Source organism: Streptomyces sp. NBC_00078 (genome assembly GCF_026343335.1).
Taxonomy (GTDB): domain Bacteria; phylum Actinomycetota; class Actinomycetes; order Streptomycetales; family Streptomycetaceae; genus Streptomyces.
Map to the genome: position 1 here is coordinate 6,884,277 of NZ_JAPELX010000001.1, position 25,321 is coordinate 6,909,597.

Annotated in this window: 21 protein-coding genes and 1 riboswitch; of the genes, 12 read left to right on the forward strand and 9 right to left on the reverse strand. The window is 70.9% G+C overall.

The window, feature by feature from the left end; all coding sequences use genetic code 11:
• Positions 1–44 precede the first annotated feature (44 nt).
• The 4 genes from OOK07_RS32325 to OOK07_RS32340 form a co-directional block, all read right to left on the reverse strand.
• Positions 45–725, reverse strand: a complete 681-nt coding sequence (locus OOK07_RS32325; protein WP_266685313.1) for a response regulator — start codon at positions 723–725, stop codon at positions 45–47.
• Positions 722–2,398, reverse strand: coding sequence for an ATP-binding protein (locus tag OOK07_RS32330; RefSeq protein WP_266799958.1), 1,677 nt, complete (start codon positions 2,396–2,398; stop codon positions 722–724). Before OOK07_RS32330 ends, OOK07_RS32325 begins: the two co-directional genes overlap by 4 nt.
• Before the next feature lie 101 nt (positions 2,399–2,499).
• A complete protein-coding gene (locus OOK07_RS32335; protein ID WP_266799959.1) occupies positions 2,500–3,441 on the reverse strand; it encodes a ferredoxin family protein in 942 nt (313 codons plus the stop codon).
• A 69-nt stretch (positions 3,442–3,510) separates the two neighbouring features.
• Positions 3,511–4,773, reverse strand: a complete 1,263-nt coding sequence (locus tag OOK07_RS32340) for a citrate synthase (RefSeq protein ID WP_266799960.1) — start codon at positions 4,771–4,773, stop codon at positions 3,511–3,513.
• Positions 4,774–4,892: 119 nt separating this feature from the next.
• Between OOK07_RS32340 and OOK07_RS32345 the strand changes: the two genes are divergently transcribed.
• Positions 4,893–6,056 carry a citrate synthase/methylcitrate synthase gene (locus OOK07_RS32345; RefSeq protein WP_266799961.1) on the forward strand — a complete coding sequence of 388 codons (1,164 nt, stop codon included), beginning with the start codon at positions 4,893–4,895 and terminating at the stop codon, positions 6,054–6,056.
• A gap of 323 nt (positions 6,057–6,379) precedes the next feature.
• Positions 6,380–6,619: a hypothetical protein gene (locus OOK07_RS32350; protein ID WP_266685318.1), complete on the forward strand. Its 240-nt coding sequence runs from the start codon at positions 6,380–6,382 to the stop codon at positions 6,617–6,619.
• 56 nt (positions 6,620–6,675) lie between these two features.
• Here OOK07_RS32350 and OOK07_RS32355 read toward each other — a convergent pair whose 3' ends face one another.
• Positions 6,676–7,242 carry a DUF6082 family protein gene (locus OOK07_RS32355; RefSeq protein ID WP_266685319.1) on the reverse strand — a complete coding sequence of 189 codons (567 nt, stop codon included), beginning with the start codon at positions 7,240–7,242 and terminating at the stop codon, positions 6,676–6,678.
• Positions 7,243–7,563: 321 nt separating this feature from the next.
• Here OOK07_RS32355 and OOK07_RS32360 point away from each other — a divergent pair, with 321 nt between their 5' ends.
• Positions 7,564–8,643, forward strand: coding sequence for a CobW family GTP-binding protein (locus OOK07_RS32360; RefSeq protein WP_266799964.1), 1,080 nt, complete (start codon positions 7,564–7,566; stop codon positions 8,641–8,643).
• Here OOK07_RS32360 and OOK07_RS32365 read toward each other — a convergent pair.
• Positions 8,640–11,096 carry a DNA gyrase/topoisomerase IV subunit A gene (locus OOK07_RS32365; protein ID WP_266685321.1) on the reverse strand — a complete coding sequence of 819 codons (2,457 nt, stop codon included), beginning with the start codon at positions 11,094–11,096 and terminating at the stop codon, positions 8,640–8,642. The two genes, OOK07_RS32360 and OOK07_RS32365, sit on opposite strands and share 4 nt — an antisense overlap.
• A gap of 318 nt (positions 11,097–11,414) precedes the next feature.
• Here OOK07_RS32365 and OOK07_RS32370 point away from each other — a divergent pair, with 318 nt between their 5' ends.
• From OOK07_RS32370 to OOK07_RS32385, 4 genes are all read left to right on the forward strand, one after another.
• Positions 11,415–12,809, forward strand: a complete 1,395-nt coding sequence (locus OOK07_RS32370) for a M16 family metallopeptidase (RefSeq protein WP_266799967.1) — start codon at positions 11,415–11,417, stop codon at positions 12,807–12,809.
• Positions 12,806–14,194 carry a M16 family metallopeptidase gene (locus OOK07_RS32375; RefSeq protein WP_266685323.1) on the forward strand — a complete coding sequence of 463 codons (1,389 nt, stop codon included), beginning with the start codon at positions 12,806–12,808 and terminating at the stop codon, positions 14,192–14,194. The genes OOK07_RS32370 and OOK07_RS32375 overlap by 4 nt, the downstream gene beginning before the upstream one ends.
• A gap of 200 nt (positions 14,195–14,394) precedes the next feature.
• Positions 14,395–14,557: riboswitch (cyclic di-AMP (ydaO/yuaA leader) on the forward strand.
• A 12-nt stretch (positions 14,558–14,569) separates the two neighbouring features.
• Positions 14,570–15,334 (forward strand): M23 family metallopeptidase, encoded by a 765-nt coding sequence (locus OOK07_RS32380; protein ID WP_266799969.1) that lies wholly within the window; start codon positions 14,570–14,572, stop codon positions 15,332–15,334.
• A 189-nt stretch (positions 15,335–15,523) separates the two neighbouring features.
• Positions 15,524–16,219 carry a GntR family transcriptional regulator gene (locus OOK07_RS32385; RefSeq protein WP_266685325.1) on the forward strand — a complete coding sequence of 232 codons (696 nt, stop codon included), beginning with the start codon at positions 15,524–15,526 and terminating at the stop codon, positions 16,217–16,219.
• A gap of 139 nt (positions 16,220–16,358) precedes the next feature.
• Here the strand turns inward: OOK07_RS32385 and OOK07_RS32390 are convergent, their stop codons facing one another.
• Positions 16,359–16,640: an HPr family phosphocarrier protein gene (locus OOK07_RS32390; protein WP_266685326.1), complete on the reverse strand. Its 282-nt coding sequence runs from the start codon at positions 16,638–16,640 to the stop codon at positions 16,359–16,361.
• Positions 16,641–16,849: 209 nt separating this feature from the next.
• Between OOK07_RS32390 and OOK07_RS32395 the strand changes: the two genes are divergently transcribed.
• The 4 genes from OOK07_RS32395 to OOK07_RS32410 all read left to right on the forward strand — a co-directional run bounded on the left by OOK07_RS32395 (position 16,850) and on the right by OOK07_RS32410 (position 22,214).
• Entirely contained in the window at positions 16,850–19,678 is a 2,829-nt protein-coding gene (locus tag OOK07_RS32395) for a bifunctional acetate--CoA ligase family protein/GNAT family N-acetyltransferase (RefSeq protein ID WP_266799971.1), read from the forward strand.
• 65 nt (positions 19,679–19,743) lie between these two features.
• Positions 19,744–20,331, forward strand: a complete 588-nt coding sequence (locus OOK07_RS32400; protein ID WP_266685328.1) for a DUF5998 family protein — start codon at positions 19,744–19,746, stop codon at positions 20,329–20,331.
• On the forward strand, positions 20,331–21,524 hold the full coding sequence (locus tag OOK07_RS32405) for an alkaline phosphatase family protein (RefSeq protein WP_266799973.1): 1,194 nt from the start codon (positions 20,331–20,333) through the stop codon (positions 21,522–21,524). The genes OOK07_RS32400 and OOK07_RS32405 overlap by 1 nt, the downstream gene beginning before the upstream one ends.
• 42 nt (positions 21,525–21,566) lie before the next feature.
• Positions 21,567–22,214 carry a thymidine kinase gene (locus tag OOK07_RS32410; RefSeq protein ID WP_266685330.1) on the forward strand — a complete coding sequence of 216 codons (648 nt, stop codon included), beginning with the start codon at positions 21,567–21,569 and terminating at the stop codon, positions 22,212–22,214.
• A 31-nt stretch (positions 22,215–22,245) separates the two neighbouring features.
• On the opposite strand, the gene OOK07_RS32415 is transcribed toward OOK07_RS32410, so the two are convergent.
• Positions 22,246–23,049: a VOC family protein gene (locus OOK07_RS32415; protein WP_266685331.1), complete on the reverse strand. Its 804-nt coding sequence runs from the start codon at positions 23,047–23,049 to the stop codon at positions 22,246–22,248.
• Positions 23,050–23,333: 284 nt separating this feature from the next.
• Here OOK07_RS32415 and OOK07_RS32420 point away from each other — a divergent pair, with 284 nt between their 5' ends.
• On the forward strand, positions 23,334–24,185 hold the full coding sequence (locus OOK07_RS32420) for a sulfurtransferase (protein WP_266799974.1): 852 nt from the start codon (positions 23,334–23,336) through the stop codon (positions 24,183–24,185).
• 78 nt (positions 24,186–24,263) lie between these two features.
• Here the strand turns inward: OOK07_RS32420 and sepH are convergent, their stop codons facing one another.
• Entirely contained in the window at positions 24,264–25,313 is a 1,050-nt protein-coding gene (sepH, locus tag OOK07_RS32425) for a septation protein SepH (protein WP_266685333.1), read from the reverse strand.
• Between the last annotated feature and the right edge of the window lie 8 nt (positions 25,314–25,321).

Genomic DNA, 25,321 nt, shown 5'->3' on the forward strand with positions numbered 1-25,321 from the left:
ACCAGGAGGGCGCGGCCCTTCCCCCGCCCCCACCGGCCGTGCCCTCAGGCGCGGGTCGCCCACACGTAACGGTGTTCAGGGCGGCCCGCGTCGCCGTATTTCAGGGTGAGCCGGGCCCGTCCCGTGCGTTCCAGGAGCTTCAGATAGCGCTGGGCGGTCTGGCGGCTCACACCCGTCCGTTCGGCGATCTCCTGGGCGGACAGCGGGCCTTCAGCTCCCATCAGGGACTGACGCACCAGCTCCGCAGTGGTGGGGGAGTGGCCCTTGGGCAGCCCCGGCTCCGAAGAGGCCGACAGGGCGCCGAAGATGCGGTCCACCTCCGCCTGCTCCGCCTCGCCGCCGCCGTCCAGGGTGCGGCGCAACTGCGCGTACGCCTCCAGTTTGGCGCGCAGGCCCGCGAAGGCGAACGGTTTGACCAGGTACTGCAGCGCTCCGTGCCGCATCGCGGCCTGCACTGTCGCCACGTCGCGTGCCGCGGTCACCATGATCACGTCGGTCTGGTGGCCGCGGCGGCGCATCTCCCGGACCACGGCGAGGCCCGTGTCGTCGGGCAGATAGTGGTCCATGAGGATCAGATCCAGACGGGGCAGCGACTCCACCTGACGCAGTGCCTCGGCCGCGTTGTGCGCCTCGCCGGCGACGTGGAAGCCCGGCACCTTCTCGACGTAGGCGGCGTTGACATGCGCGACCCTGGTGTCGTCGTCCACGACCAGTACCTCGATCATCGCGACTCCTCCTCGGCGGGCATGTCCGCGGTTGCGGTGAGGGCCGGCTCCAGCGCCGGCTCCGTCTCGGTCAGCGCCTCCGGCAGGACGACGGTGAACTCCGCGCCGCCGCCGTGCGCCTCGTCGACCGAGGCGCTGCCGCCCTGCCGCTCGGCGAGCTTGCGGACCATGGAGAGCCCGATGCCGCGCTTGCGGTGCGCGGGCGGTTCCTTCGTGGACCATCCGTCGGTGAAGACCAACTCGCGTTGCTCCTCAGGGATTCCGGGTCCCGTGTCGCGCACTCTGAGGACGGCGGTACGTCCCTCGGCGTGCAACTCGATCTCCACGCGCGCGTGGAGGGTGCCGGCGACCGCGTCGAGTGCGTTGTCCACCAGGTTCCCGACGATCGTGACGAGCCCCCTGGGATCGATCAGCCGGTCCGGGAGCCGTGTCCGGTCGGAGACCCACAGGGCCACGCCGCGCTCGGCCGCGACCGTGGCCTTGCCGACCAGCAGCGCGGCGAGCAGCGGATCCTGGATCTTCTCCGTGACCTGCTCGGCGGTGGCCCGGTGGTCGCCGACCACCTCTCCGACGAAGTCCACGGCGTCGTCGTACATCTCCAGTTCGAGCAACCCCAGCAGAGTGTGCATGCGGTTGGCGTGCTCGTGGTCCTGGGCCCGCAGGGCGTCGATCAGGCCGCGCGTCGAGTCGAGCTCCCGGCCGAGTTGCTCCAGCTCGGTGCGGTCGCGCAGGGTGGCCACGGCGCCACCGTCGTCGGTGGGCATGCGGTTGGCGACCAGGACGCGCTGCCCGCGGACCGTGAGCAGGTCGGTGCCCGTCACCCGCCCGCCCAGGATGTCGGCCGTACGTCCCTCGCCCAGCGCCTCGTGGGGGGAGAGGCCCACGGCCTCGTCGTCGATGCTCAGCAGGCGATGTGCCTCGTCGTTGAGCAGGCGGATGCGGCCGGCGCGGTCCAGGGCGACGACGCCCTCCCGGATGCCGTGCAGCATCGCCTCGCGCTCCGCGAGCAGCGCCGAGATGTCCGAGAAAGCCAGGTCGCGGGTCTGCCGCTGGACCCTCCGGGAGATCACCCAGGCGGCGAGCGCGCCGACGGCCAGGGCGCCGCCGGCGTACGCGAGCAGCTCGGGGATCGCGCCGATGAGCTCGGCCCGCACGCTGTCGTACTTGATCCCGACCGAGACCGCTCCGATGATCCTGCCTTCGGAGTCCCGCAGAGGCACCTTGCCGCGTGCCGAGCGGCCCAGGGTGCCCTTGTCGATTTCCATGACGTGCTTGCCGGCCAGGGCATCGCGGGGGTCAGTGGAGACGAGGTGGCCGATCTCCGACTCTGTGGGATGCGACCAGCGAACCTGGTGCCGGTCCAGCACCACGACGTACTCGGCGTGGGTGGCGAGCCGGATCCGCTCGGCCTCCTTCTGCACCGGACCGGTACTGGTCGGCGGGGTGGTCAGCACGCCCTCGGCGATGTGCGGATCCTGGGCCGTCGTCTCGGCGATGGCCAGGGCGCGGCGCATCGCCTCGTTGTCCAGCTGCTTGCTCAGCGGGGCCAGGAACAGCCCGGTCGCGAGCACCGCGACCCCCGCGGCGATCACCAACTGCATCAGCAGTACCTGCGAGAACACCCGCTTCGGCAGGCCGATGCGCAGGCGGCGTGCGGGGGGAGTACGGCTCATACCCACGACGGTACGTGGACCTGCCGGAACCACCGAAGGGGGTGTGGCATGGATCTCTTGATCAATGCTGGACGAGCAGGTCGAGGTATTGACCGGCCGGGTCAACCCACGAGTGCGGCCGTCCTCGACTCATGCACTGCCAGGACCTCCATGCGAGCGGGCGAGCCCAGAACCGACGTCCCGCAGCTCTCCGGGCGGGCCGGCAGGGACGCTCCCTGGGCGACCTCGACGCGCCACCGGCGTCCGTCCGTGTGGGCGACGGACACCTGCCAGCGCGGCGCGGCCCCGTCCGCCCCTACGATGCTCAGGGCGCCCGCCGCGTACTCGCCCGCGGCCGTGCGCACCGCCAGCTCGGCCGCCTGGCCCGGCCGCTCCCAGGCAGATCCCCCGCGGCACCCCTCCACGACGATGCGGCCCTCCTGGACGTCGCTCAGGATCTCCTTGACGGCGTGGGCCTCGGCGCGGCCGTAGGCGTATCCGTACGGCAGGACGAGCAGCGTGGGAGAGAAGCGATGGCCACCCAGATGAGTGACCTCCCAGACGCCCTCCACCCCGGAGGAGGCCAGCTCTGCTGCGAGCGGCCGGCCGAGCAGCGCGCAGCAGCGGTCGCGCTTGCCGTTGGTGCAGACGAGGGCGAGCGGGTCACCGGTGTGGGGCCGCGCCGCGAGCACCGCGTCGAAGGTGGTGTGATCGCCCTGGCCCAGCGCGGCGAAATCGAGGTCGAGAAGGACCCGTGGATCGCAGGCCGTGGCGGAGTGCAGCCAGGCCTTGCCGGGCATCGTGTGGGCCGCGTACACCTGCCGTGCGGCGGGCGTGCCGAAGTCGGCGTGCCGCCCCGGGCGCCGGATGAGCGCGATGCGTACGCCCGTGTCCTTCGCGGCGCTTTCCAGAGCGCGGCCGACTGCCGGGTCGAGGTGGCTCGACGTGAGCGCGTCGGCGCCCCAGGGGCCCGGCTGCTCCAGCAGCAGCCAGGTCCTCGCTGTGGCCGCGGTTCCCGAAATCGGCTCGTCGAGCTCCTGGGACACGGTCGAGCACGTACTCACAGAGGTGAGCCTAACCTGACTTGGCTCGCGGTGACTTCCAGTCGTGGCCGTGTCCCGTGCGGCCGGGTCCTACTCCGGTGACGGCAGCGGCTGGGGCGGCCTCGGGCCGACGTAGTGGCCGCTCGGGCGCATGCGCAGCGGGCGTTCTGCGTACTCCTCCAGCGTGTGGGCGATCCAGCCCGCCGTCCGAGCCACCGCGAAGATCGTCTCGCCGGCCGTGGAGGGCATGCCCGAGGAGGCGGTGAGGACCGCCAGGGCCAGGTCGACGTTGGCGTGCAGCGACGTGTGGCGGGCGGTGGTGGCCACGACGTCGCGCGCCGCGGCGAGGGCGGGTGCGGCGCCGGGGATCTCCTCCAGGAGGCCGAACAGGACACGCGCGCGTGGGTCCTCGCGAGGGTAGAGCCGGTGGCCGAGTCCCGGAATGCGGCGGCCCGCCCGCAGCTCCTCCGCGATCACGGGGGCCGCGTCGCCCTCTTCGAGCACGTCGAGCAGCAGCCGGTGGGCGAGCCCGCTGGCCGCTCCGTGCAGGGGGCCTTCGAGCACGCCGAGGCCGGCGGAGACGGCCGCGTAGGCGTGAGCGCGGGCCGAGGCGGCGACACGCACCGCTAGGGTCGAGGCGGCGAGGTCATGGTCGACGAGGAGGGCGAGCGCGGTGTCCAGCACGCGCAGCGAGGCCTCGTCCGCCTCCCGTCCGCTCAGTCGTGCCCACAGTCGCCGGGCCAGTGGGCCCTCGTCGTGGTGGCCACGCCGGACCGGAGGCAGGGCGGCGACGAGGGTGGGGATGAGGGTGCGTGCGGTGCCGAGAACGGTGTCCTCGGAGAGGTCGAAGCGCAGCGGGTCCGCGACCGCGGCCGCGATCGCGGCGACCCGCAACCGGTCGGTCGGCCCGGTGTGTTCGGGCAGCGCGGCCACGGAACGGCGGGCGACGGCGACGGACGTTTCGGGTGCCGTGAACTCGATGCCTGGGCGCATCCGGCTGGTCCACAGCCACTCGGCGACCTCTTCGTAGGAGTGGCGCGTGGCCAGTTCGGCGGCGTCGACGCCGCGGAAGTAGTACCGGTCGGGCTCGATGAGTGTGATGCGGGTCCGGACCGAGAGCTCGCCGCCCGTTGCCGAAGTCCCGCTGCTCTCCCGTCTGTTGCGCCGGGCGAGCGTCTCCACTTCCTTGACGTCGAAGGTGCTGCCTCGGCCGCCGGGCACGCGTCGGCTGTCGAGCTGGCCGCGGCTCACGTACGCGTACACGGTCTCGGGCTTCACGCCCAGCAGTTCGGCGGCTTCCTTTGTGGTCAGCCTCTGCTCGGAGCGGCCGGCGGAGGGCTCTTGATCGCGCATGGCATCACCGTATCGGCATAACGATATATGGATTCATGAGAGTGATAAATATTGATTCAATCAATATTGACAGCAATACAGTCAAGCATGGACAGTCTAATCAAGTCCAGGGAGGAATCATGTCCGTCAACAGGTCAGCAACGGCCACCATCGACGTGCCGCGCGGGCTCGCCGGCGTCGTCGTCACCGACACCGAGATCGGGGACGTCCGCGGGGTCGAGGGCTTCTATCACTACCGCCAGTACTCGGCCGTCGAGCTTGCGCAAAGCCGTGGCTTCGAGGACGTCTGGCATCTCCTGGTCCACGGCGGGCTGCCGGACGGGACGCGGCGCGCGGCCTTCACCGCCGAGACGGCGGCCCTGCGGAAGCTGCCCGACGAGGTGCGCGCGGCCCTGCCCGCCGTCGCCGCCGCGAGCGGACGGTCCGGCCCGCTGGCCGGCATGCGCACCGCGCTGTCACTGCTCGGCGCGGCCAAGGGCTTCCGGCCGGTGTACGACCTCGACGCGGCCGACCGCCGCCGGGACACCCTCGCGGCAGCCGCGGCCGTACCGACGCTGCTCACGGCGCTGTACCGGCTGGGCCGGGGTCTGGAGCCGGTGGAGCCCCGAAGTGACCTGACCCACGCGGCCAACTACCTCTACATGCTGACGGGTTCGGTGCCGGACCCGCGGCGGGCCAGGGCGGTCGAGCAGTACTTGATTTCAACCATTGACCACGGCTTCAATGCATCAACCTTCACGGCGCGTGTCATCACGTCGACGGGAGCGGACGTGGCCGCGTGCCTCGTCGGGGCCGTGGGGGCGCTGTCCGGCCCGCTGCACGGTGGTGCGCCGAGCCGTGCGCTGGACACTCTCGATGCGATCGGCACCCCTGACCGCATCGAGCCCTGGATCCGCGAACGGGTCCTCGCCGGCGACCGCATCATGGGCTTCGGTCACGCGATCTACCGGACCGAGGACCCGCGTTCCCGCATGCTGCGCGAGGTGGCCCGGAGTTTCGGAGGTCCGCGCGTGGAGTTCGCCGTGGAGGTCGAGCGTCGTGTCGAGGCGATCCTGGCCGAGTTGAAACCGGGGCGGGAGCTGCACACGAACGTCGAGTTCTATGCGGGCGTCGTCATGGAACTGTGCGGTCTGCCGCGGGAGATGTTCACTCCGACGTTCGCGGCGGGACGGGTCGTTGGCTGGAGCGCGAACATCCTGGAGCAGGCGGAGGACTCGAAGATCATCAGGCCGGTGGCGCGGTATGTGGGGCCGGGGGCGCCGGTGGCGGTGCCGACTGCTTGATGGGCTTTCTCGTCGCGCTATGGGGCTGTGATGCTGACTTCGCCGACTTTCATCACTCTTGGGGGCGTTCATTCGATCCGTGAGGGGCACTCACACCAATCGGTGATAACGAACCCATAAATGGGCGCACCCCGCAGAGGCGGAGCAGAGTTGACTACGGTGCGCACCGTCGGTGGTCTGCCCGGGTGGTCTGCTCGTGCCATGTGGTGGGGTCGGAGATCGACTTTGCGCTCAGGACTGCAAGGATGCCACCGCGCACGTGCCTCAGCGTGCGCAGGCGCTTGCGTGCCTTGTGTGTGCCTGAGATCAAAGGGAATTTGACAGTGAGTCAGATCGTCCGCCGCCTTGGCGTCGCTCCACGCCATCGAGGTAGCACCAACGGGGCCACATGCCCCGATATCTTCGAATTGGCAGATGGGAATTTCGCCATAATCGGTACGGATGTGACCGATTCACTGGAATCCATGCTTCCGCCCGATGCGGCACGTGCTGACTACGAGCGCATTGTCGTGATTTCCCGCGAGACCCTGGTCAAGGCGAAGGCGGATATTCCGGACGCCTAGCCCTGGGGCAGGGAGGGTCGGCCCCGAGCGGTACCGCTCCGGGCCGGTCCTGGACGTCATGGCCCATCCGGTTCGCCCGGCGACTCGCCCACCACCCACCACTCCTCGGTGTCGGCCTCCTCGAGTTGCTGCAGCAGATCGTCGACGAGCAGACCGAGTTCTGCTTCGTCGGTGTCCGCGAGGCTCGCCCGCTGCTGCTGAGTGGTGTACCAGTACTCCCTCACGATCGGGTTCTGGAACATCCCCCGTACGTGCTTGAAGAACTCGTCCCTGCTCAGGTTCCCGATGCGGTAATAGAAGAGCAGGTTGGTGTAGAGCGCGTTGGCGAAGAGATACTGCCGGCGCTGTTTGGGGGAGACGGAAGCCTCGTAGAGGTCCAGCACCTCGGCGAGTTCGGGATCGTCGATTGCTTTGCTCAGCAACTCCCAGTGCTGGCGTTGCTGGGTGGCGAGGTTGGCGTCCTGCTGCGTGTGTGCGCTCCGCTCCAGATGGTCCAGGCGTATGCGCAGCGACTCAAGCGCATGGCGCCGCGCCGCCAGTGTGGCGAGGACGCCAGCCGCCACGCCGATGCCGACCGCGGCGGCGGACCTCAGTCCCCGCGTCCGAAAGTTCTGTGTGGTCATGTCAATCCCCGAATCAGGCGGCCGTCCGCCGGTCGTCGGGGTGCGGGTCGACTGTGGGGGACCGGCGAGCGGTGGGCGGCGCTTGCCGTCTCCCAGGATGCCGAGCGGCTCTGATCGGCAGGGAGGCGGAGAGGCGGCGCACGGAGGGAAGCGAGGGTCGCACACTCCGGCGCCTTCCCCAACGTCTGCCCCGCAAGTGCTGCTAACAATCGTTCACTTCGCAGTGATTGTTCCGGCTCGTATCCTGGTCCGGCATTCAATCCTCGTGCGTGCGCCGGGAGCGCGATCCGGTGCACGCGTCGGTGTCAGAGAGGTCGCACATTGAGTCAGCCGAGCCACAGCCTCCGGCAGATCCCGGTCGTCGTACTCGCCGGATTCCTGGGCTCCGGCAAGACCACCCTCCTCAATCACCTCCTGCACCGCAGCGGCGGCAGCCGTATCGGGGCCATCGTGAACGACTTCGGTGCCATCGAGATCGACGCCATGGCCGTCGCCGGTGCGCTCGGGGACTCCACCGTGTCCCTCGGCAACGGCTGTCTGTGCTGCGCCGTCGACACCGGCGAGCTGGATCTGTACCTGGAGCGGCTCGCCCGGCCCGCCGCCGGCATCGATGTCGTCGTCATCGAGGCGAGCGGCCTCGCCGAGCCGCAGGAACTCGTGCGCATGGTGCTGGCCAGCGAACATCCGGGGATCGTGTACGGCGGCCTCGTCGAGGTCGTCGACGCCGCCGAGTTCGACGACACCCGCGCGAAGCATCCCGAGATCGACCGGCATCTCGCTCTCGCCGACCTCGTAGTCGTCAACAAGCTCGACCGGGCGGCCGACGGGGAAAGCGTCCTCGCGCTCGTACGGTCCCTTGCCGACCGTGCCGCCGTCGTGCCCGCGACGTACGCGCGGATCGACCCCGAGTTCCTCTTCGACTGCCGGCCGGGCGAGGAACGCGTCGGGCAGTTGTCCTTCGACGATCTCAACGACCGTGACGGTCATGCCGAGCACGACCATGCCGGCCATCTGCACGCCGCCTACGACAGCGTGTCCGTCAGCTCCGAAATGCCCATGGACCCGCGCCGGTTGATGCAGTTCCTCGACAGCAGGCCCGAAGGCCTGTACCGGATCAAGGGGTACGTCGACTTCGGCGTGGACGACGTCCAGAACCGGTACGCCGTCCACGCCGTGGGGCCGTTCCTGCGGTTCTACCCGGAGCCCTGGGCGCCCGACGAGAAGCGTCGAACCCAGCTCGTCCTCATCGGTTCCGGCATCGACGCGCCCGCCCTCCGCAAGGATTTGGAGCAGTGCGCGCGCGACGCCCCGCACGCCGCCGACGAGCACGGCATGTGGGGCGTCCTGCGCTACGTACAGGATCCGGGAGAGGACTCCATGGAGCCGGATTCCGAGGCCTAGACCGGCCCCGCCACCACCGCCACCGTCTTCGCCAGGGACACACCCGAGCCGTCGCGGCGCGGGTCGATCTCCGGGAGGTCGGCCGGGGTGCCGTTCTTCTGGGCCGCCTTGGCGGGGACGGCTCCCGCCCAGGCCAGGGACAGGCAGTCCTCGCCCTTGAGGAACCGCTGGCAGCGGACGCCGCCGGTGGCGCGGCCCTTGCGCGGGTACTGGTCGAACGGGGTCAGCTTGGCCGTCGTCTGGACCGAGTCGTCGAGCGTGCCGCGCGAGCCCGCGACCGTGAACACGACCGCGTCCGCGGCCGGGTCGACAGCCGTGAAGGAGATGACCTTCGCGCCGTCGGTGAGCTTCACACCCGCCATGCCGCCCGCGGGACGGCCCTGGGGACGGACCTGGGAGGCCTGGTAGCGCAGCAGCTGCGCGTCGTCCGTGATGAAGACCAGGTCCTCCTCGCCGGTGCGCAGCTCGATCGCGCCGACGATCCGGTCGCCGTCCCTGAGCGTGATGACCTCCAGCTCGTCCTTGTTGGACGGGTAGTCGGGGACCACCCGCTTGACGATGCCCTGTTCCGTGCCGAGCGCGAGGCCGGGGGAGGACTCGTCGAGCGTGATCAGGCAGACCACCGTCTCGCCGTCCTCCAGGGAGACGAACTCCGACAGGGGTGCCCCGCCCGCGAGGTTCGGCGCCGACGCCGTGTCCGGGAGCTGCGGGAGGTCGACGACGTTGATCCGCAGCAGGCGGCCGGAGGAGGTCACCGCGCCGATCTCGCCGCGTGCCGTGGCCGGGACCGCGGAGACGATCACGTCGTGCTTCACGCGCCGGGCGTCGGCGTCCTCCGGGAAGGGCTCGCCGTTCGACGTGCGGGCCAGCAGGCCCGTCGAGGAGAGCAGGATCCGGCACGGGTCGTCCGCGACCTGCAGCGGTACAGCGGCCGCCGGGGCGCCCGACGCCTCCAACAGGACAGTGCGCCGCTCGCTGCCGAACTTCTTGGCCACCGCGGCCAGTTCGGTGGAGACCAGCTTGCGCAGCTCCGCGTCCGACTCGAGGATCCGGGTCAGCTCCGCGATCTCCGCGTTCAGCCGCTCCTTCTCCGCCTCCAGCTCGATCCGGTCGTACTTGGTGAGGCGGCGCAGCGGGGTGTCCAGAATGTACTGGGTCTGGATCTCCGACAGGGAGAAGCGCTCCATCAGGCGCTCCTTGGCCTGCGCGGAGTTCTCGCTGGAGCGGATCAGCCGGATGACCTCGTCGATGTCGACGAGGGCGGTCAGCAGGCCCTCCACCAGGTGCAGACGGTCGCGCCGCTTGGTGCGGCGGAACTCGCTGCGCCGTCGTACGACCTCGAAGCGGTGGTCGAGGTAGACCTCCAGGAGCTCCTTGAGACCCAGCGTCAGCGGCTGGCCGTCCACCAGGGCGACGTTGTTGATGCCGAAGGACTCCTCCATCGGCGTCAGCTTGTACAGCTGCTCCAGGACGGCCTCCGGCACGAAGCCGTTCTTGATCTCGATGACCAGGCGCAGGCCGTGCGCGCGGTCCGTGAGGTCCTTGACGTCGGCGATGCCCTGGATCTTCTTGGCGCCGACCAGGTCCTTGATCTTGGCGATGACCTTCTCGGGGCCGACCGCGAAGGGCAGTTCGGTGATGACCAGGCCCTTGCGGCGCGCCGTGACGGTCTCGACCTCGACCGTGGCGCGGATCTTGAAGGTGCCGCGGCCCGACTCGTAGGCGTCCCGGATACCGGCGAGGCCGACGATGCGGCCGCCGGTGGGCAGGTCGGGGCCCGGGACGAACTTCATCAACGTGTCCAGATCCGCGTTCGGGAAGCGGATCAGGTGCCGGGCGGCCGCGATGACCTCGGCGAGGTTGTGCGGGGGCATGTTCGTCGCCATGCCGACCGCGATGCCCGAGGAGCCGTTCACCAGCAGGTTCGGGAAGGCGGCGGGCAGCGCGACCGGCTCCTGCTCCTGGCCGTCGTAGTTGGGCGTGAAGTCGACCGTGTCCTCGTCGATCGACTCCGTCATCAGGCTCGTCGCCTGGGCCTGACGGCACTCGGTGTAGCGCATGGCGGCCGGCGGGTCGTCATTGCCCAGCGAGCCGAAGTTGCCGTGGCCGTCGACCAGTGGCACGCGCATGGAGAAGGGCTGGGCCATGCGCACCAGGGCGTCGTAGATCGACGCGTCGCCGTGGGGGTGCAGCTTGCCCATGACCTCGCCGACCACGCGCGCACACTTCACATAGCCGCGGTCGGGGCGCAGCCCCATCTCGTTCATCTGGTAGACGATGCGGCGGTGCACCGGCTTGAGACCGTCGCGGGCGTCGGGCAGGGCTCGGGAGTAGATGACCGAGTACGCGTACTCGAGGAAGGAGCCCTGCATCTCGTCGACGACGTCGATGTCGAGGATCTTCTCCTCGTACGAATCGTCGGGCGGCGGGGTCTTCGTGCTGCGGCGGGCCATCGCTGCCGGCTCCTCTTTTCTGGGCGCTCGCCTACGGGTCGCTCACGTCCCCTTCGGCTCACTCTTGCTGAAGCGTGAACAGGATCTGACGCGACCATTGTGGACCGCGGTACTGACAACGCCTGCCAGGACCCGGTGTGGGCGCCCCGGCCGCCGCGCGGGGGTCAACCTCGCTGCGGCTGCCCGCAGGTTACGCGATCCGCTGTGGGCGTATGTCGTCCGGGAACTTCGCCGACGATCCGCACGCTTGCATACAGTGGCAGGACCGGCAGGAAAACCGCGGTTCGAAGCACCGCATCCGCGATCGAAGGGACGTACATGCCCATGGGTCACACGGCCACAGACCAGGCAGGCACCGGGGGCCTGACTGCGACCGAGCACCGCCTGGCCAACGGCCTGCGCGTGGTGCTCTCCGAGGACCACCTGACCCCCGTCGCGGCGGTGTGCCTCTGGTACGACGTCGGTTCGCGCCACGAAGTCAAGGGACGCACCGGCCTGGCTCACCTTTTCGAGCACTTGATGTTCCAGGGCTCGGGCCAGGTCAAGGGCAACGGGCACTTCGAGCTGGTGCAGGGGGCGGGCGGCTCGCTCAACGGCACCACCAGCTTCGAGCGCACCAACTACTTCGAGACCATGCCCACCCACCAGCTGGAGCTCGCCCTCTGGCTGGAGGCCGACCGTATGGGCTCCCTGCTCGCCGCCCTCGACGACGAGTCCATGGAGAACCAGCGGGACGTCGTCAAGAACGAGCGCCGTCAGCGCTACGACAACGTGCCCTACGGCACGGCGTTCGAGAAGCTCACCGCCCTCGCCTACCCGGAGGGCCACCCCTACCACCACACCCCGATCGGCTCGATGGCCGACCTGGACGCGGCGACCCTGGAGGACGCGCGCGCGTTCTTCCGCACGTACTACGCGCCGGGCAACGCGGTCCTGTCGGTGGTCGGCGACATCGACCCGGAGCAGACGCTCGCCTGGGTCGAGAGGTACTTCGGGTCCATCGCCTCGCACGACGGCAAGCCCGCACCCCGGGACGGCTCGCTGCCCGAGATCATCGGCGGCCAGCTGCGCGAGGTCGTGAAGGAGGAGGTGCCCGCGCGCGCCCTGATGGCGGCGTACCGGCTGCCGCACGACGGCACGCGCGAGGCGGACGCCGCAGACCTGGCGCTCACCGTCCTCGGCGGCGGCGAGTCCTCCCGCCTCTACAACCGTCTCGTACGGCGCGACCGTACGGCCGTCGCGGCCAACTTCGGCCTGCTGCGGCTGGCCGGAGCGCCCTCCCTGGGCTGGCTGGACGTGAAGACCTCCGGAGACTACGAGGTGCCGGTCATCGAGACCGCCATCGACGAGGAACTCGCCCGGTTCGCCGAGGAGGGCCCCACCGCCGAGGAAATGGAGCGCGCGCAGGCCCAGTTGGAGCGCGAGTGGCTCGACCGGCTCGGCACGGTCGCGGGCCGCGCCGACGAACTGTGCCGTTACGCCGTCCTGTTCGGCGACCCGCAGCTCGCCCTCACCGCCGTCCAGCGCGTCCTGGAAGTGACACCCCAGGAGGTGCAGGAGGTCGCCAAGGCGCGCCTGCGGCCCGACAACCGCGCGGTGCTCGTCTACGAGCCCGTCGCGGGAGAAAGCGCCGAGGACGCAGATCCCCCGCAGGACCCCGAGGCCGAAGCCACGGTCGAGACCGGCGACGACACCACGGAGGCGGCCAAGTGACCGAGCTCACCACGATGGAGTTCCACCCGCAGCCCCAGGCCGGCGAGGCAAGGCCCTGGGCCTTCCCCGCCCCGGAGCGCGGCGCGCTCGGCAACGGCCTGACCGTCCTGCGCTGCCACCGCCCCGGCCAGCAGGTCGTCGCCGTCGAGGTGCTCCTGGCCGCGCCCCTGGAGGCCGAACCGGCCGGTTTCGAAGGCGTCGCCACGATCATGGCGCGGGCCTTCTCCGAGGGCACCGACAAGCACTCCGCCGAGGACTTCGCCGCCGAGCTGGAGCGCTGCGGTGCCACCCTCGACGCGCACGCCGACCACCCGGGCGTACGCCTGAGCCTCGAAGTGCCGGCCTCCCGCCTCGCCAAGGCGCTCGGTCTGCTCGCCGACGCCCTCAGGGCGCCCGCCTTCGCCGACAGCGAGATCGAGCGGCTGGTCCGCAACCGCCTGGACGAGATCCCGCACGAGCTGGCCAACCCCTCCCGCCGTGCCGCCAAGGAGCTCTCCAAGGAGCTGTTCCCGGCGACCTCGCGCATGTCGCGCCCGCGCCAGGGCACCGAGGAGTCCGTCGAGAAGATCGACTCGGCGGCCGTGCGCGCCTTCTACGACCGGCACGTCAGGCCTGCCACGGCCACCGCCGTCGTCGTCGGCGACCTCACCGGCATCGACCTGGACGCGCTGCTCGGCGAGACCCTCGGCGCCTGGACGGGCTCCAGGGGCGAGTCCCGTCCCGTGCCGCCGATCACCGCCGACGACACCGGACGCGTGATCATCGTGGACCGTCCCGGCTCCGTCCAGACGCAGCTGCTCATCGGCCGCGTCGGCCGCGACCGGCACGACCGCGTGTGGCCCGCGCAGGTGCTCGGTACGTACTGCCTGGGCGGCACCCTCACCTCCCGTCTGGACCGTGTCCTGCGTGAGGAGAAGGGCTACACCTATGGTGTGCGCGCCTTCGGCCAGGTCCTCAGGTCCGCCCCGGACGGCTCCGGTGCCGCGATGCTCGCGATCAGCGGCTCTGTCGACACCCCCAACACCGGCCCGGCGCTCGACGACCTCTGGAAGGTGCTGCGCACGCTCGCCGAAGGCGGGCTCACCGACGCCGAGCGCGATGTCGCCGTACAGAACCTCGTCGGGGTGGCGCCGCTGAAGTACGAGACCGCGGCTGCCGTGGCGAGCACGCTGGCCGACCAGGTCGAGCAGCACCTGCCGGACGACTACCAGGCGACGCTGTACCAGCAGCTCGCCGCCACCGGCACCGTGGAGGCCACCGCGGCGGCCGTCAGCGCCTTCCCGGTGGACCGTCTGGTGACCGTCCTCGTCGGTGACGCGGCCGCGATCAAGGAGCCCGTCGAGGCCCTGGGGATCGGAGAAGTCACCGTCGTGGCAGCCGAGTAGAGGACCGGCGGCGCCGCGCGCGTGGGGGCCCTGGTGACTGATGAGTCACCAGGGCCCCCTAATGTCCGAATTAGGGGAGAGGTTGCCTGTCTGACCTGTGGCATGTACTACAAAAACCGTGATCCGTTTGGGAATTGAAAGTCGCCCCGCTTAGCGTCGTCCGGTCTGTCCGTCAGGCACAGCGCCGCATCCGCGGCACCGGACAGTCATCGCCGAGTCCCCCTATGGCGCGAGCCAGGGGAGCCGGGGACCCATCGCAGTCCCTGGGGTGAATCGGACGCCCGCGCGCAGCGAGGGGGTCCGTAGGAGACCTTCCTGCTCCGAACCCGTCAGCTAACCCGGTAGGCGAGAGGGAAGGAAAGGACCAGCCACCACATGGCGTTCACGCGCGCCACCGGGAAGCACCGTCGTCCCACGCGGATGCACCGCACCACCATCCGCGCCGCAGGGGTCGCGGCTCTCGCCGCCACCGGCGTCGTCGGCGCCCAGGCCGCTCCGGCCCTCGCCGCCGAGAGTTCCGTCGAGCAGACCGGCCTCACCCCTGTCATCACCATCGGCGACACGATCGCGGACAAGATCGACGCCCAGGCCGACGCCCAGAAGCAGGCCGCCGAGGAGACCGCCCGCAAGAAGGCGGCAGAGGAGGCGGCGCGCAAGAAGGCCGCCGCGAAGGCCGAGGCGGAGCGGCAGGCCAAGGAGCGCGCCGCGCGCGAGGCCGAGCGCAAGCGCCTCAACACCTTCGTCGCGCCGATCTCGAACTCGTACGTCTCGACCGGCTACAAGACCGGTGGCTCCCTGTGGTCCTCCGGCAGCCACACGGGCATCGACTTCCACGCCGCGAGCGGCACGGCCGTCCACGCGGTCGGCGCCGGCACCGTCGTCGAGACCGGCTGGGGTGGCGCCTACGGCAACCAGATCGTGATCAGGATGCACGACGGCACGTACACCCAGTACGGCCACCTGTCGTCCATCGGCGTCTCGGTGGGCCAGACGGTCGTCCCGGGGCAGCAGATAGGCGTCTCCGGCGCGACCGGCAACACCACCGGACCGCACCTGCACTTCGAGGCCCGTACGACCGCCGAGTACGGCTCGGACATCGATCCCGTCGCCTACCTGCGCTCGCACGGCGTGAACGTCTGACGACGGATCGCAGGACAACGGCGAAACCCCGGCTCCACGAGCCGGGGTTTCGCCGCTTTCCGTTGCCCTGCTGTCCAAAAAATATCCATGGATTCCGGCCTCCCGTCGGAAATTCCGGCTCTGTGCAATAGAGTCACGGAACACGCGTCAATCATCGACGTTTCACGGGGATTAAGTCGGAGGTCGGTCATGCGTATTCCGGCGCACTCGGTGTGCACGGCGATCCGGGACGACATCGTCGCCGGTGTCCACGAGCGTGGCGGCCGCCTCACCGAGGAAGTTCTGGCCCGCCGCTACGGCGTCTCGCGCGTTCCCGTCCGCGAGGCCCTGCGCACGCTGGAGGCCGAGGGCTTCGTGGTGACCCGACGGCACGCGGGCGCGTGCGTGGCGGAACCGACCGAGCAGGAGGCCTCCGACCTGCTGGAGATGCGCATGCTCCTGGAGCCGCTCGGTGCCTCACGGGCCGCCCAGCGGCGTACCGAGGCCCATCTCAAGGTCCTGCGCGGCCTGGTGAGACTGGGCCAGGAGCGGGCCAGGAGGGGCAACAGCGAGGATCTGCGCTCCCTGGGAAGCTGGTTCCACGAGACGCTCGCGCAGGCCGCCGGCAGCCCCGCGCTGACCTCGATGCTGACCCAGCTGCGCCACAAGATCGCCTGGATGTACGCCGTGGAGGCGCCCGCCGACCCCGTGGAGTCCTGGGCGGAGCACGGTGCGATCGTCGACGCCGTGGCCCGCGGCGACAGCGAGCGCGCGCGGGCGGTCACGACCCTGCACACCGAGCGTTCCAGCGGGGTGCACCGGCTGCGATTCACCCCCGGCGCCGATCGCGCCGACCGTGTGAGGAACTCGCAACATGCCGTAAACATGTCGAGCCTGCGTCATTAACACGGGCGCCGTATACAAAGACAAGAGAATTCGCGGGGGTTTATCCATGCTGCCCGCGATCGGGAATTCCACGGTCTTGGCACAAGAAATGCGAAGAGCTCGCCCGGTAATTCGGACGAGCCCTTCTGCGGTGCCGTGATCAGACAGTCTCGGGGAGCTCCTCGAGACCTTCGGAGACCAGCTTGGCCAGACGGTCGAGTGCGGCGTCCGCACCCTCGGCGTCGGACGCGAGGACGATCTCCTCGCCACCCTGGGCGCCCAGGCCCAGGACGGCCAGCATGGAGGCCGCGTTGACGGGATTGCCGTCGGCCTTGGCGATCGTCACGGGGATACCTGTGGCCGTGGTGGCCCGGACGAAGATGGAAGCGGGGCGGGCGTGGAGGCCCTCGGCCCAGCCGACGTTGACGCGGCGCTCAGCCATGTGATGCTGCCCTTCAGAGTCTCAGGGTTGTCTAGACCAGTTTCCCACAACGTGAAGCATGTCCGGAGCGGTACTTCGTCCCGTCCGGGGCGGGTCGTCGGACCGCGGCCTCGGCCCGACTTGCGTCCTTGTTCGGTTCTCCGCGGACTGCCGTGTTCTCCACAGACTGCCTCGCGCCGTTGTCGGACGCGAGCCGTACTCTGGGGCCCATGCAGACCTCGCCGGACCGGCACGAGTATCCCGCGCACTGGGAGGCCGACGTGGTGCTGCGTGACGGCGGCACCGCGCGCATCCGCCCCATCACCGTTGATGACGCCGAGCGCCTGGTCAGCTTCTACGAGCAGGTGTCGGACGAGTCGAAGTACTACCGCTTCTTCGCGCCCTACCCTCGCCTGTCCGCCAAGGACGTCCACCGCTTCACGCACCACGACTTTGTGGACCGGGTGGGACTCGCGGCCACGGTCGGCGGCGAGTTCATCGCCACCGTACGCTACGACCGCATCGGCGCCGATGGCATGCCTGCGTCCGTGCCGGCCGACGAGGCCGAGGTGGCTTTCCTCGTCCAGGACGCCCACCAGGGGCGCGGCGTCGCGTCCGCCCTCCTCGAGCACATCGCCGCCGTCGCCCGTGAGCGCGCCATCCGCCGCTTCGCCGCCGAGGTGCTGCCCGCCAACGCCAAGATGATCAAGGTGTTCACGGACGCGGGCTACACCCAGAAGCGCAGCTTCGAGGACGGCGTCGTACGCCTGGAGTTCGACCTCGAACCCACCGACCGCTCCCTCGCGGTACAGCGCGCGCGGGAGCAGCGCGCCGAGGCGCGGTCCGTACGGCGGCTGCTCGTGCCGGGCTCGGTCGCCGTCATCGGCACCGGGCGCACGCCGGGAGGCGTGGGCCGCGGCATCCTCGACAACATCCGCGACGCCGGCTTCACCGGGACGCTCCACGCCGTGAACAAGGCGCTTCCCGAAGACCTCAAGGAGCTCGACGGCGTCCCGGCGCACCGCTCGGTGCGGGACATCGACGGGCCCGTCGACCTCGCGGTCGTCGCCGTGCCGGCCGAGCAGGTCCCCGAGGTGGTCACCGAGTGCGGCGAGCACGGCGTACAAGGGCTGGTCGTCATCTCCGCCGGGTACGCCGAGAGCGGGCCCGAAGGACGCGAGCGCCAGCGCGAACTGGTGCGGCAGGCGCGCACGTACGGCATGCGCATCATCGGACCGAACGCCTTCGGGGTCATCAACACCTCCTCCGACGTACGGCTGAACGCCTCGCTCGCCCCTGAGATGCCCCGCCCCGGCCGGATCGGCCTGTTCGCACAGTCCGGCGCCATCGGCATCGCGCTGCTGTCCCGGCTGCAGCGCCGCGGCGGGGGAGTCACGGGCGTCACGGGCGTGTCCACCTTCGTGTCCTCCGGCAACCGCGCGGACGTGTCCGGCAACGACGTGATCCAGTACTGGTACGACGACCCGGACACCGACGTCGTCCTCATGTACCTGGAGTCCATCGGCAACCCCCGCAAGTTCACCCGCCTCGCCCGGCGGACGGCGGCGGCGAAGCCGCTGGTCGTGGTCCAGGGCGCAGGCAGCGCCCCCCAAGGGCATGCCGTGCGGGCGACACGGCTGCCGCACACGACCGTGTCCGCCCTGCTCAGGCAGGCCGGTGTGATCCGCGTGGACACCATCACCGAGCTGGTCGACGCGGGGCTGCTGCTCGCACGGCAGCCGCTGCCGGCGGGGCCGCGGGTGGCGATCCTCGGGAACTCCGAGTCGCTGGGGCTGCTGACGTACGACGCGTGTCTCTCCGAGGGGCTCAGGCCCGCCAGGCCGCTGGACCTGACGACGGGAGCCTCGGCGGGCGACTTCCACGCCGCCCTGTCGCGCGCCCTCGGGGACGACTCGTGCGACGCGGTGGTGGTGACGGCCATTCCGGCGATCGGCGAGGAATCGCCCGGGGACGCCGAACTGGCGGAGGCGCTGCGATCGGCCGCGGAGGCGGTCCCCGGAAAGCCAGTGCTGGTGGTGCACGTGGAGCTCGGCGGGCTCGCGGAGGCGTTGTCGGCCGCGACGAGCACCGCACCGCAGCCCGACACCTCGGCGGCCGGCACCCGCCGGCTACGCCCCTCACAACAACTGCCCGCACCGGTACGGGCACCGCAGCCCACCGCTCCCGACGCCGGCCCCCGCCTCATCCCCGCCTACCCCGCCGCCGAGCGTGCCGTCCGCGCCCTCGCCGAGGCCGTGCACTACGCCCGGTGGCGGCGGGAAGCGGCCGAGCCCGGCAAGGTGCCCGAGTACGAGGACATCGACGAGAAGGGCGCCGCCCGGCTCATCGGCGGCATGCTCGCGCGCGGGCAGGGCCTCACGCTCGGCACCGCGGAGACGCGCGACCTGCTCGGGCGGTACGGCATCGTCGTACGCGAGGCGGTTCCCGCCTTCACCCCGGACGACGCCGCGCGGGCCGCCGCGGGCATCGGCTACCCCGTCGCCCTCAAGGCCACCGCCCCGCACCTGCGGCACCGCGCCGACCTGGGCGGCGTACGGCTGGATCTCGCGGGCGAGGAGCAACTGCGGCGGGCGTACGCGGAGTTGACCGAACTGTTCGGGAAGCCGGAGGAGCTGCGACCGGTGGTGCAGGGGATGGCGCCACGGGGCGTGGACACGGTCGTACGGGCCGTCATCGACCCGGCGGCCGGAGCCGTCCTGTCGTTCGGGCTCGCCGGAGCCGCCTCCCAGCTGCTCGGCGACATGGCGCACCGGCTGATTCCGGTCACCGACCGGGACGCGACCTCGCTGGTCCGGTCGATCCGGACGGCACCGCTCCTGTTCGGCTGGCGGGGCTCGACCCCCGTCGACACACCTGCGCTGGAGGAGCTGCTGCTGAGGGTGTCACGGCTGGTCGACGACCACCCGGAGGTCGTGGCGGTGACCCTGGAGCCGGTTGTCGTCGCACCCCAGGGCCTGAGTGTTCTCGGTGTCTCCGTCCGCCTGGCCCCGCCGCCCGTCCGCGACGATCTCGGCCCGCGGACGCTCCCCGTCTACTGAGACGTGTCACGGAGACGGCCATGACCGGTGCCTCGCAGTCAGTGCACCCCCTTAGGATGGACGTCATGGCCAAGACCAGTACGACGACCCAGGGGCTGCGAGCGGCGATCGAGCGCAGCGGCTACTACCCGGCCCTCGTGGCCGAGGCGGTGGAGGCCGCCGTGAGCGGCGACTCCATCCGGTCGTTCCTGGTCCACCAGGAGACGACGTTCGACCAGAACGAGGTGCGGCGGCACGTGACCGTGCTCGTCCTCACCGGCAACCGCTTCATCGTCAGCCACACCGACGAGCAGGCGGCGGACAGCACCTCCCCGACGCCGTACGCGACGACGTCGACGGAGTCGGTGAAGCTCGGCCGGATCTCGTCGGTCGTGGTCAGCCGGGTGGTCGCCAACCCGGAGAAGTACACGGTGGGCACGCTGCCCCGCGAGGTCGTCCTCACCATCGGCTGGGGCGCCGTCTCCCGCATCGACCTCGAACCCGCCGCCTGCGGCGACCCCAACTGCGAGGCCGACCACGGGTACACCGGCAGCTCCACCGCGGACGACCTCAGCCTGCGGGTCAGCGAGGCCGGGGACGGGCCGGAGACGGTCCGCCAGGCGCTCGTCTTCGCCCAGTCGCTCTCCGAGGCGACCGCGGACACCACCCGCTGATGTCGCAGTCCGCACCCTGGGACACCGATCCGGAACCCCTCGCCGTCGACTCCGCGCCGCTGCCCCAGTACGGCAGCGGCTCCCTCGCCGACCTCCTGCCCACGCTCGCGGCCGGCATGGCCGTACCGGGCATGACGGCCGCGATCACCGAGCTGGCCCCCGCCGACCGGAACTGCGTGTTCCTGATCGACGGGCTCGGCTGGGAGCAGCTGAGGGCGCATCCGGACGAGGCGCCGTTCATGACCTCGCTCCTCGGCAGCTCGCGCGGCGGCACCGGCCGCCCCCTGACCACCGGCTACCCGGCGACCACCGCCACCTCCCTCGCCTCCGTCGGCACCGGCCTGCCGCCGGGCGCGCACGGCCTGCCCGGCTACACCGTGCGCAACCCGGAGACCGGCGAGCTGATGAACCAGCTGCGCTGGCAGCCGTGGACGTCGCCGCGCGCGTGGCAGCCGTACCCCACGGTCTTCCAGCTGGCCGACGCGGCCGGGGTGCACGCGGCCCAGGTGTCGTCGCCCACCTTCCAGAACACCCCCCTGACCAAGGTCGCGCTCAGTGGCGGAACGTTCCACGGGCGGCTGTCCGGCGAGGACCGCATGGACCTGGCGGCCGAGCAACTGGCCGCCGGTGACCGCTCCTTGGTCTACACGTACTACGCGGAACTCGACGGCGCCGGCCACCGTTACGGCGTCGAGTCGGACACCTGGCGCGGCCAGCTCATGCATGTCGACCGGCTGGTCCAGCGCCTGGCCGAGCAACTGCCGCCGCGCACCACGCTGTACGTCACGGCGGACCACGGCATGGTCGACATCCCCTTCGACGAGCAGCACCGCATCGACTTCGACGAGGACTGGGAGCTGCGGGCCGGCGTCGCTCTGCTGGGCGGCGAGGGCCGGGCGCGGCACGTGTACGCGGTGCCCGGCGCCCAGAGCGACGTGCTGACCTGCTGGCGCGAGGTGCTCGGCGAGCAGTTCTGGGTGGCCTCGCGGGACGAGGCGATCGCCGCGGGCTGGTTCGGGCCGCACATCGACGAGCGGGTCCACGCACGCCTCGGCGACGTGATCGCGGCCGCGCGCGACGACGTCCTGATCATCGCCTCCGAGCGGGAGCCGAAGGAGTCGGCGATGGTCGGCAACCACGGTTCGATGACCCCTGCCGAGCAGTTGGTCCCCCTGCTCGAAGTACGCTCCTGAACCCGTCGTCCTCCCTCTTTGCCGAAAGGTGCTCAACTCGTCATGCCCGAGCTGGTGTTCTTCTCCGGAACGATGGACTGCGGGAAGTCGACGCTGGCTCTGCAGATCGAGCACAACCGCTCCGCGCGCGGCCTGGCCGGGATGATCTTCACGCGTGACGACCGCGCGGGTGAGGGGAAGCTCTCCTCCCGCCTCGGCCTGGTCACGGACGCGGTGGAGGTCGAGGACGGGCAGGACCTGTACGCCTATCTCGTCGACCACCTCTCGCAGGGCGGCCGTGCGGACTACGTCATCGCCGACGAGGCGCAGTTCCTGGCACCGGGGCAGGTCGACCAACTCGCGCGCGTGGTCGACGACCTGGGCCTCGACGTCTACGCCTTCGGTATCACGACGGACTTCCGCACCAGGCTGTTCCCGGGCTCCCAGCGCCTGGTGGAGCTGGCCGACCGCGTCGAGGTCCTCCAGGTGGAGGCCCTGTGCTGGTGCGGCGCCCGCGCCACGCACAACGCCCGCACGATAGGCGGCGCCATGGTCGTCGAGGGCGCACAGGTCGTCGTCGGGGACGTCGACCGCTCGGAGGCGGTCGGCTACGAGGTCCTGTGCCGCCGCCACCACCGCCGCCGGATGACGGCGACGACGTCCGGCTCGGCGGCGCTGTCCCCGGACGTGCTGCCGGTGTCGCAGCTCTGAACTGCCTTCCCGCCGGGCGGGCGCCCGTGTCTCAGCGCGGGCTCTCGATCAGGGAGAAGCGTGCTCCCTCGGGATCGGCCACCATGGCCACGCGGCCGTGTGCGCTGTCCCTCGGCGGCTTGAGGACGTGTCCCCCCAGGTCCACCAGGCGGGCGACCGCGTCGTCCGTGTCCGCGACGTCGAAGTACGTGGTCCAGTGCGGGCCCCGGTCACGGGGGAGGGCGTGGCCCACACCGTGGATGCCGGCGACCGGGCGGCCCTCGATGTGCAGCGTCACGTAGTCGAAGTCGGCGGAGACGACCGGCTCCTCCTCGTAGCCGAAGACGGTCTCGTAGAACTTGGCCACGCTCACCGACTCGAAGGTCAGCAGCTCGTTCCAGGCGGGGGTGCCGGGGACGCCCGTGATGGCGGTGCCGTGGTGCCCGGCCGCCTGCCAGATGCCGAAGACGGCGCCGGAGGGGTCAGAGCCGATCGCGAGGCGGCCGGCCTCGGCGGAGTCCAGGGGGCCCACTCCGATCGTGCCGCCGCACAGCCGTACCGTCTCGGCGGTCGCGTCCACGTCGTCCGAGGCGAGGTAGGGCGTCCAGGCGATGGGCAGATGACGGTCCGTCGGCAGCCGGCCGATGCCGGCCACCTCGTAACCGTCCAGCAGGGCCCGCGAGTACGGGCCGAGCTGGTCGGGGCCCGGCTGGAACTCCCAGCCGAACAGCGCCCCGTAGAAGTCCTGGGCCGCGGTCAAGCCGTGCACCATGAGACTCACCCAGCAGGGTGTGCCGGGCGTGTGCCGAGCGTGCGTTTCGCCGTTCGGGCCGGCCGGCTCCCTTGCCTCGGTCATCGTCACTCTCTCCTCGACCCCTCGCGGTGGCCGTGTCGCGTCCGCTCTCCGGATCTCCGTGCCGATGCTCGCACCACCGGTGCTACTGCGCGCTCCGGGCGCGCCGCTTGCCTGGAGGATGCCCGGTGTGCGGTTCGTCGTCCGTTTCTGTGCGATTGCTGATGGATGTCGATCAGCTGTACAGCATGTGCCCGAACCCGTACGCCTCGTGATCGGACCTGCCCGGCGGAGCAGAGTAGCCGGACACGGACGATGCGGCCACCCCGTGCGCAAGGATGGTGGCCATGAACGCCATCATCTCCGCTTCGGAACTCGCGAGCGACCTGGCCGGACAGAACCCGCCGGTACTGCTCGACGTCCGCTGGCAGCTCAGTGTCGCCAAGGCGGCCGGCGAGCCGCCCTTCGACGGCCGCGCCGCGTACGCGGCCGGGCACATTCCCGGTGCCGTCTACGTCGACCTGGACTCGGAACTCGCCTCCGCGGCAGGCGGAGGCGGTCGCCACCCACTGCCCGGCCTCGGGGTTTTCGGCGCCGCGATGCGACGGGCGGGCGTCTCGGCCGGAACACCGGTGGTCGTGTACGACGGCGGGCAGGGCTGGGCCGCGGCCCGTGCGTGGTGGCTGCTGCGCTGGACGGGTCACCCGGACGTGCGGGTCCTCGACGGCGGGTTGCCGGCCTGGGAGGGGACGCTGGAGACATCGGCGCCGACGCCGGCGGAGGGCGACTTCCAGCCGGTTGTGGGCGCTGCGGGGCTGCTGGACGCCGACGGTGCGGCCGCGCTGGCGCGGGCCGGAGTGCTGTTCGACGCGCGGGCGGGGGAGCGGTACCGGGGAGAGGTGGAGCCGATCGACCGGGTCGGCGGGCACATTCCGGGAGCGGTGTCGGCGCCCACGAACGAGAACGTGGACTCCGACGGACGGTTCCTGCCCGCGGAGGAGCTGGCCAAGCGGTTCAAGTCCCTTGGGGCGGCCGACGGTTCGCGGGTCGGCGTGTACTGCGGCTCGGGTGTCTCCGGGGCGCACGAGGTGCTGGCACTGTCGGTCGCGGGGATCGAGGCCGCGCTCTATGTGGGCTCGTGGTCGGAGTGGTCGTCGGATCCGTCGCGTCCGGTGGCGGTCGGTCCGGAACCGCAGTAGCCGGAAGACGGGGAAGGGGTCGCGCTCGAGCAGCGCGGCCCCTTCCCCGTACGAGCGACTACTTGTGCTGACGACCGGTCACTCCTGCTTCTTCCGTCGTGTCCCGAACACGATCTCGTCCCAACTCGGGACCGCGGCGCGGCGGCCCGGGCGGACGCCGTCGGCCTCGGCCTGGCGGTCGGTGGCGCCGACGAGACGGTCGCGGTGGCTGGTGACGGAGCGGGGCATCAGGACGTCCGCGTAGGCGGAACCGGCCGAGGCCGCGGGGGCCGGGGGTTCCTCCGCCGCGGGTTCGGCGGGGGGCTCCTCAGGCGGTGGTGGTGGCGGCGGAGCGGCCTCCTGCGGACGCTCCGGGACCACCAGGTCGCCGCGGAAGCTCGGTACCGCCTCCAACAGGCTGGTCAGCGAGTCCCGTTCGCTCGTGCTCTCCTCTGCGGGCTCGGACGCCTGTGCCGGCAGGCTCGGCCGCTCCAGGGCGCGGTCCAGCGGGCGGTCACGCGGCAGCCGTGCGATGCGCGGTACGAACGGAAAGCTGGGCTCCGGCGAGGTGGCAAGGTCCTCGGACTCGCCGATCAGCGAGCGCGCCTCCTCGTCGACGGCCTGGACGAGCCGCCGGGGCGGGTCGTACGTCCAGCTCGCCGAGTGGGGTTCGCCCGCGACCAGGTAGACCAGCAGGACCTCCCAGGTGCCGTCGTCGCGGCGCCACGAGTCCCACTGCACGGTGTCCTTCTCGGCACCGCGCAGCAGCAGCCGCTCCTGGACGGTCTCGCCGAGCTGGGGCCCGGCGTTCTCGCCGGGCCGACGGACGGGTGTCTTGCGGGCCCGCTCGGCCATGAACGCACGCTCCGCGAGCACGGGGCCCTCGAAACGGCGTACGCGGTCGACGGGGATGCCTGCCAGCTGGGCCACTTCTTCCGCGGTCGCACCGGCACGTATACGTGCCTGGATGTCGCGGGGGCGGAGATGGCTCTCCACCTCGATCTCGATCTGGCCGAGGCGGGGGCGGTCACCGCGGACCGCCGCGCGCAGCCGTTCGTCGATCGGAAGGGTGTACTCCGTAGAGTCGGCAGCCTTCAGCACCAGCCGTGTGCCGTCATTCGAGACGGCCACGACACGCAGTTCGGGCATGGGGACCT

Bases quoted from the DNA above. Each gene is read 5' to 3' on its own strand.
- OOK07_RS32325 (WP_266685313.1), bottom strand. From the start codon at position 725: ATGATCGAGGTACTGGTCGTGGACGACGACACCAGGGTCGCGCATGTC.
- OOK07_RS32330 (WP_266799958.1), bottom strand. From the start codon at position 2,398: ATGAGCCGTACTCCCCCCGCACGCCGCCTGCGCATCGGCCTGCCGAAG.
- OOK07_RS32340 (WP_266799960.1), bottom strand. From the start codon at position 4,773: ATGCGCGATCAAGAGCCCTCCGCCGGCCGCTCCGAGCAGAGGCTGACC.
- OOK07_RS32345 (WP_266799961.1), top strand. From the start codon at position 4,893: ATGTCCGTCAACAGGTCAGCAACGGCCACCATCGACGTGCCGCGCGGG.
- OOK07_RS32355 (WP_266685319.1), bottom strand. From the start codon at position 7,242: ATGACCACACAGAACTTTCGGACGCGGGGACTGAGGTCCGCCGCCGCG.
- OOK07_RS32365 (WP_266685321.1), bottom strand. From the start codon at position 11,096: ATGGCCCGCCGCAGCACGAAGACCCCGCCGCCCGACGATTCGTACGAG.
- OOK07_RS32370 (WP_266799967.1), top strand. From the start codon at position 11,415: ATGCCCATGGGTCACACGGCCACAGACCAGGCAGGCACCGGGGGCCTG.
- OOK07_RS32380 (WP_266799969.1), top strand. From the start codon at position 14,570: ATGGCGTTCACGCGCGCCACCGGGAAGCACCGTCGTCCCACGCGGATG.
- OOK07_RS32385 (WP_266685325.1), top strand. From the start codon at position 15,524: ATGCGTATTCCGGCGCACTCGGTGTGCACGGCGATCCGGGACGACATC.
- OOK07_RS32390 (WP_266685326.1), bottom strand. From the start codon at position 16,640: ATGGCTGAGCGCCGCGTCAACGTCGGCTGGGCCGAGGGCCTCCACGCC.
- OOK07_RS32395 (WP_266799971.1), top strand. From the start codon at position 16,850: ATGCAGACCTCGCCGGACCGGCACGAGTATCCCGCGCACTGGGAGGCC.
- OOK07_RS32400 (WP_266685328.1), top strand. From the start codon at position 19,744: ATGGCCAAGACCAGTACGACGACCCAGGGGCTGCGAGCGGCGATCGAG.
- OOK07_RS32405 (WP_266799973.1), top strand. From the start codon at position 20,331: ATGTCGCAGTCCGCACCCTGGGACACCGATCCGGAACCCCTCGCCGTC.
- OOK07_RS32410 (WP_266685330.1), top strand. From the start codon at position 21,567: ATGCCCGAGCTGGTGTTCTTCTCCGGAACGATGGACTGCGGGAAGTCG.
- OOK07_RS32415 (WP_266685331.1), bottom strand. From the start codon at position 23,049: ATGACCGAGGCAAGGGAGCCGGCCGGCCCGAACGGCGAAACGCACGCT.
- OOK07_RS32420 (WP_266799974.1), top strand. From the start codon at position 23,334: ATGAACGCCATCATCTCCGCTTCGGAACTCGCGAGCGACCTGGCCGGA.
- sepH (WP_266685333.1), bottom strand. From the start codon at position 25,313: ATGCCCGAACTGCGTGTCGTGGCCGTCTCGAATGACGGCACACGGCTG.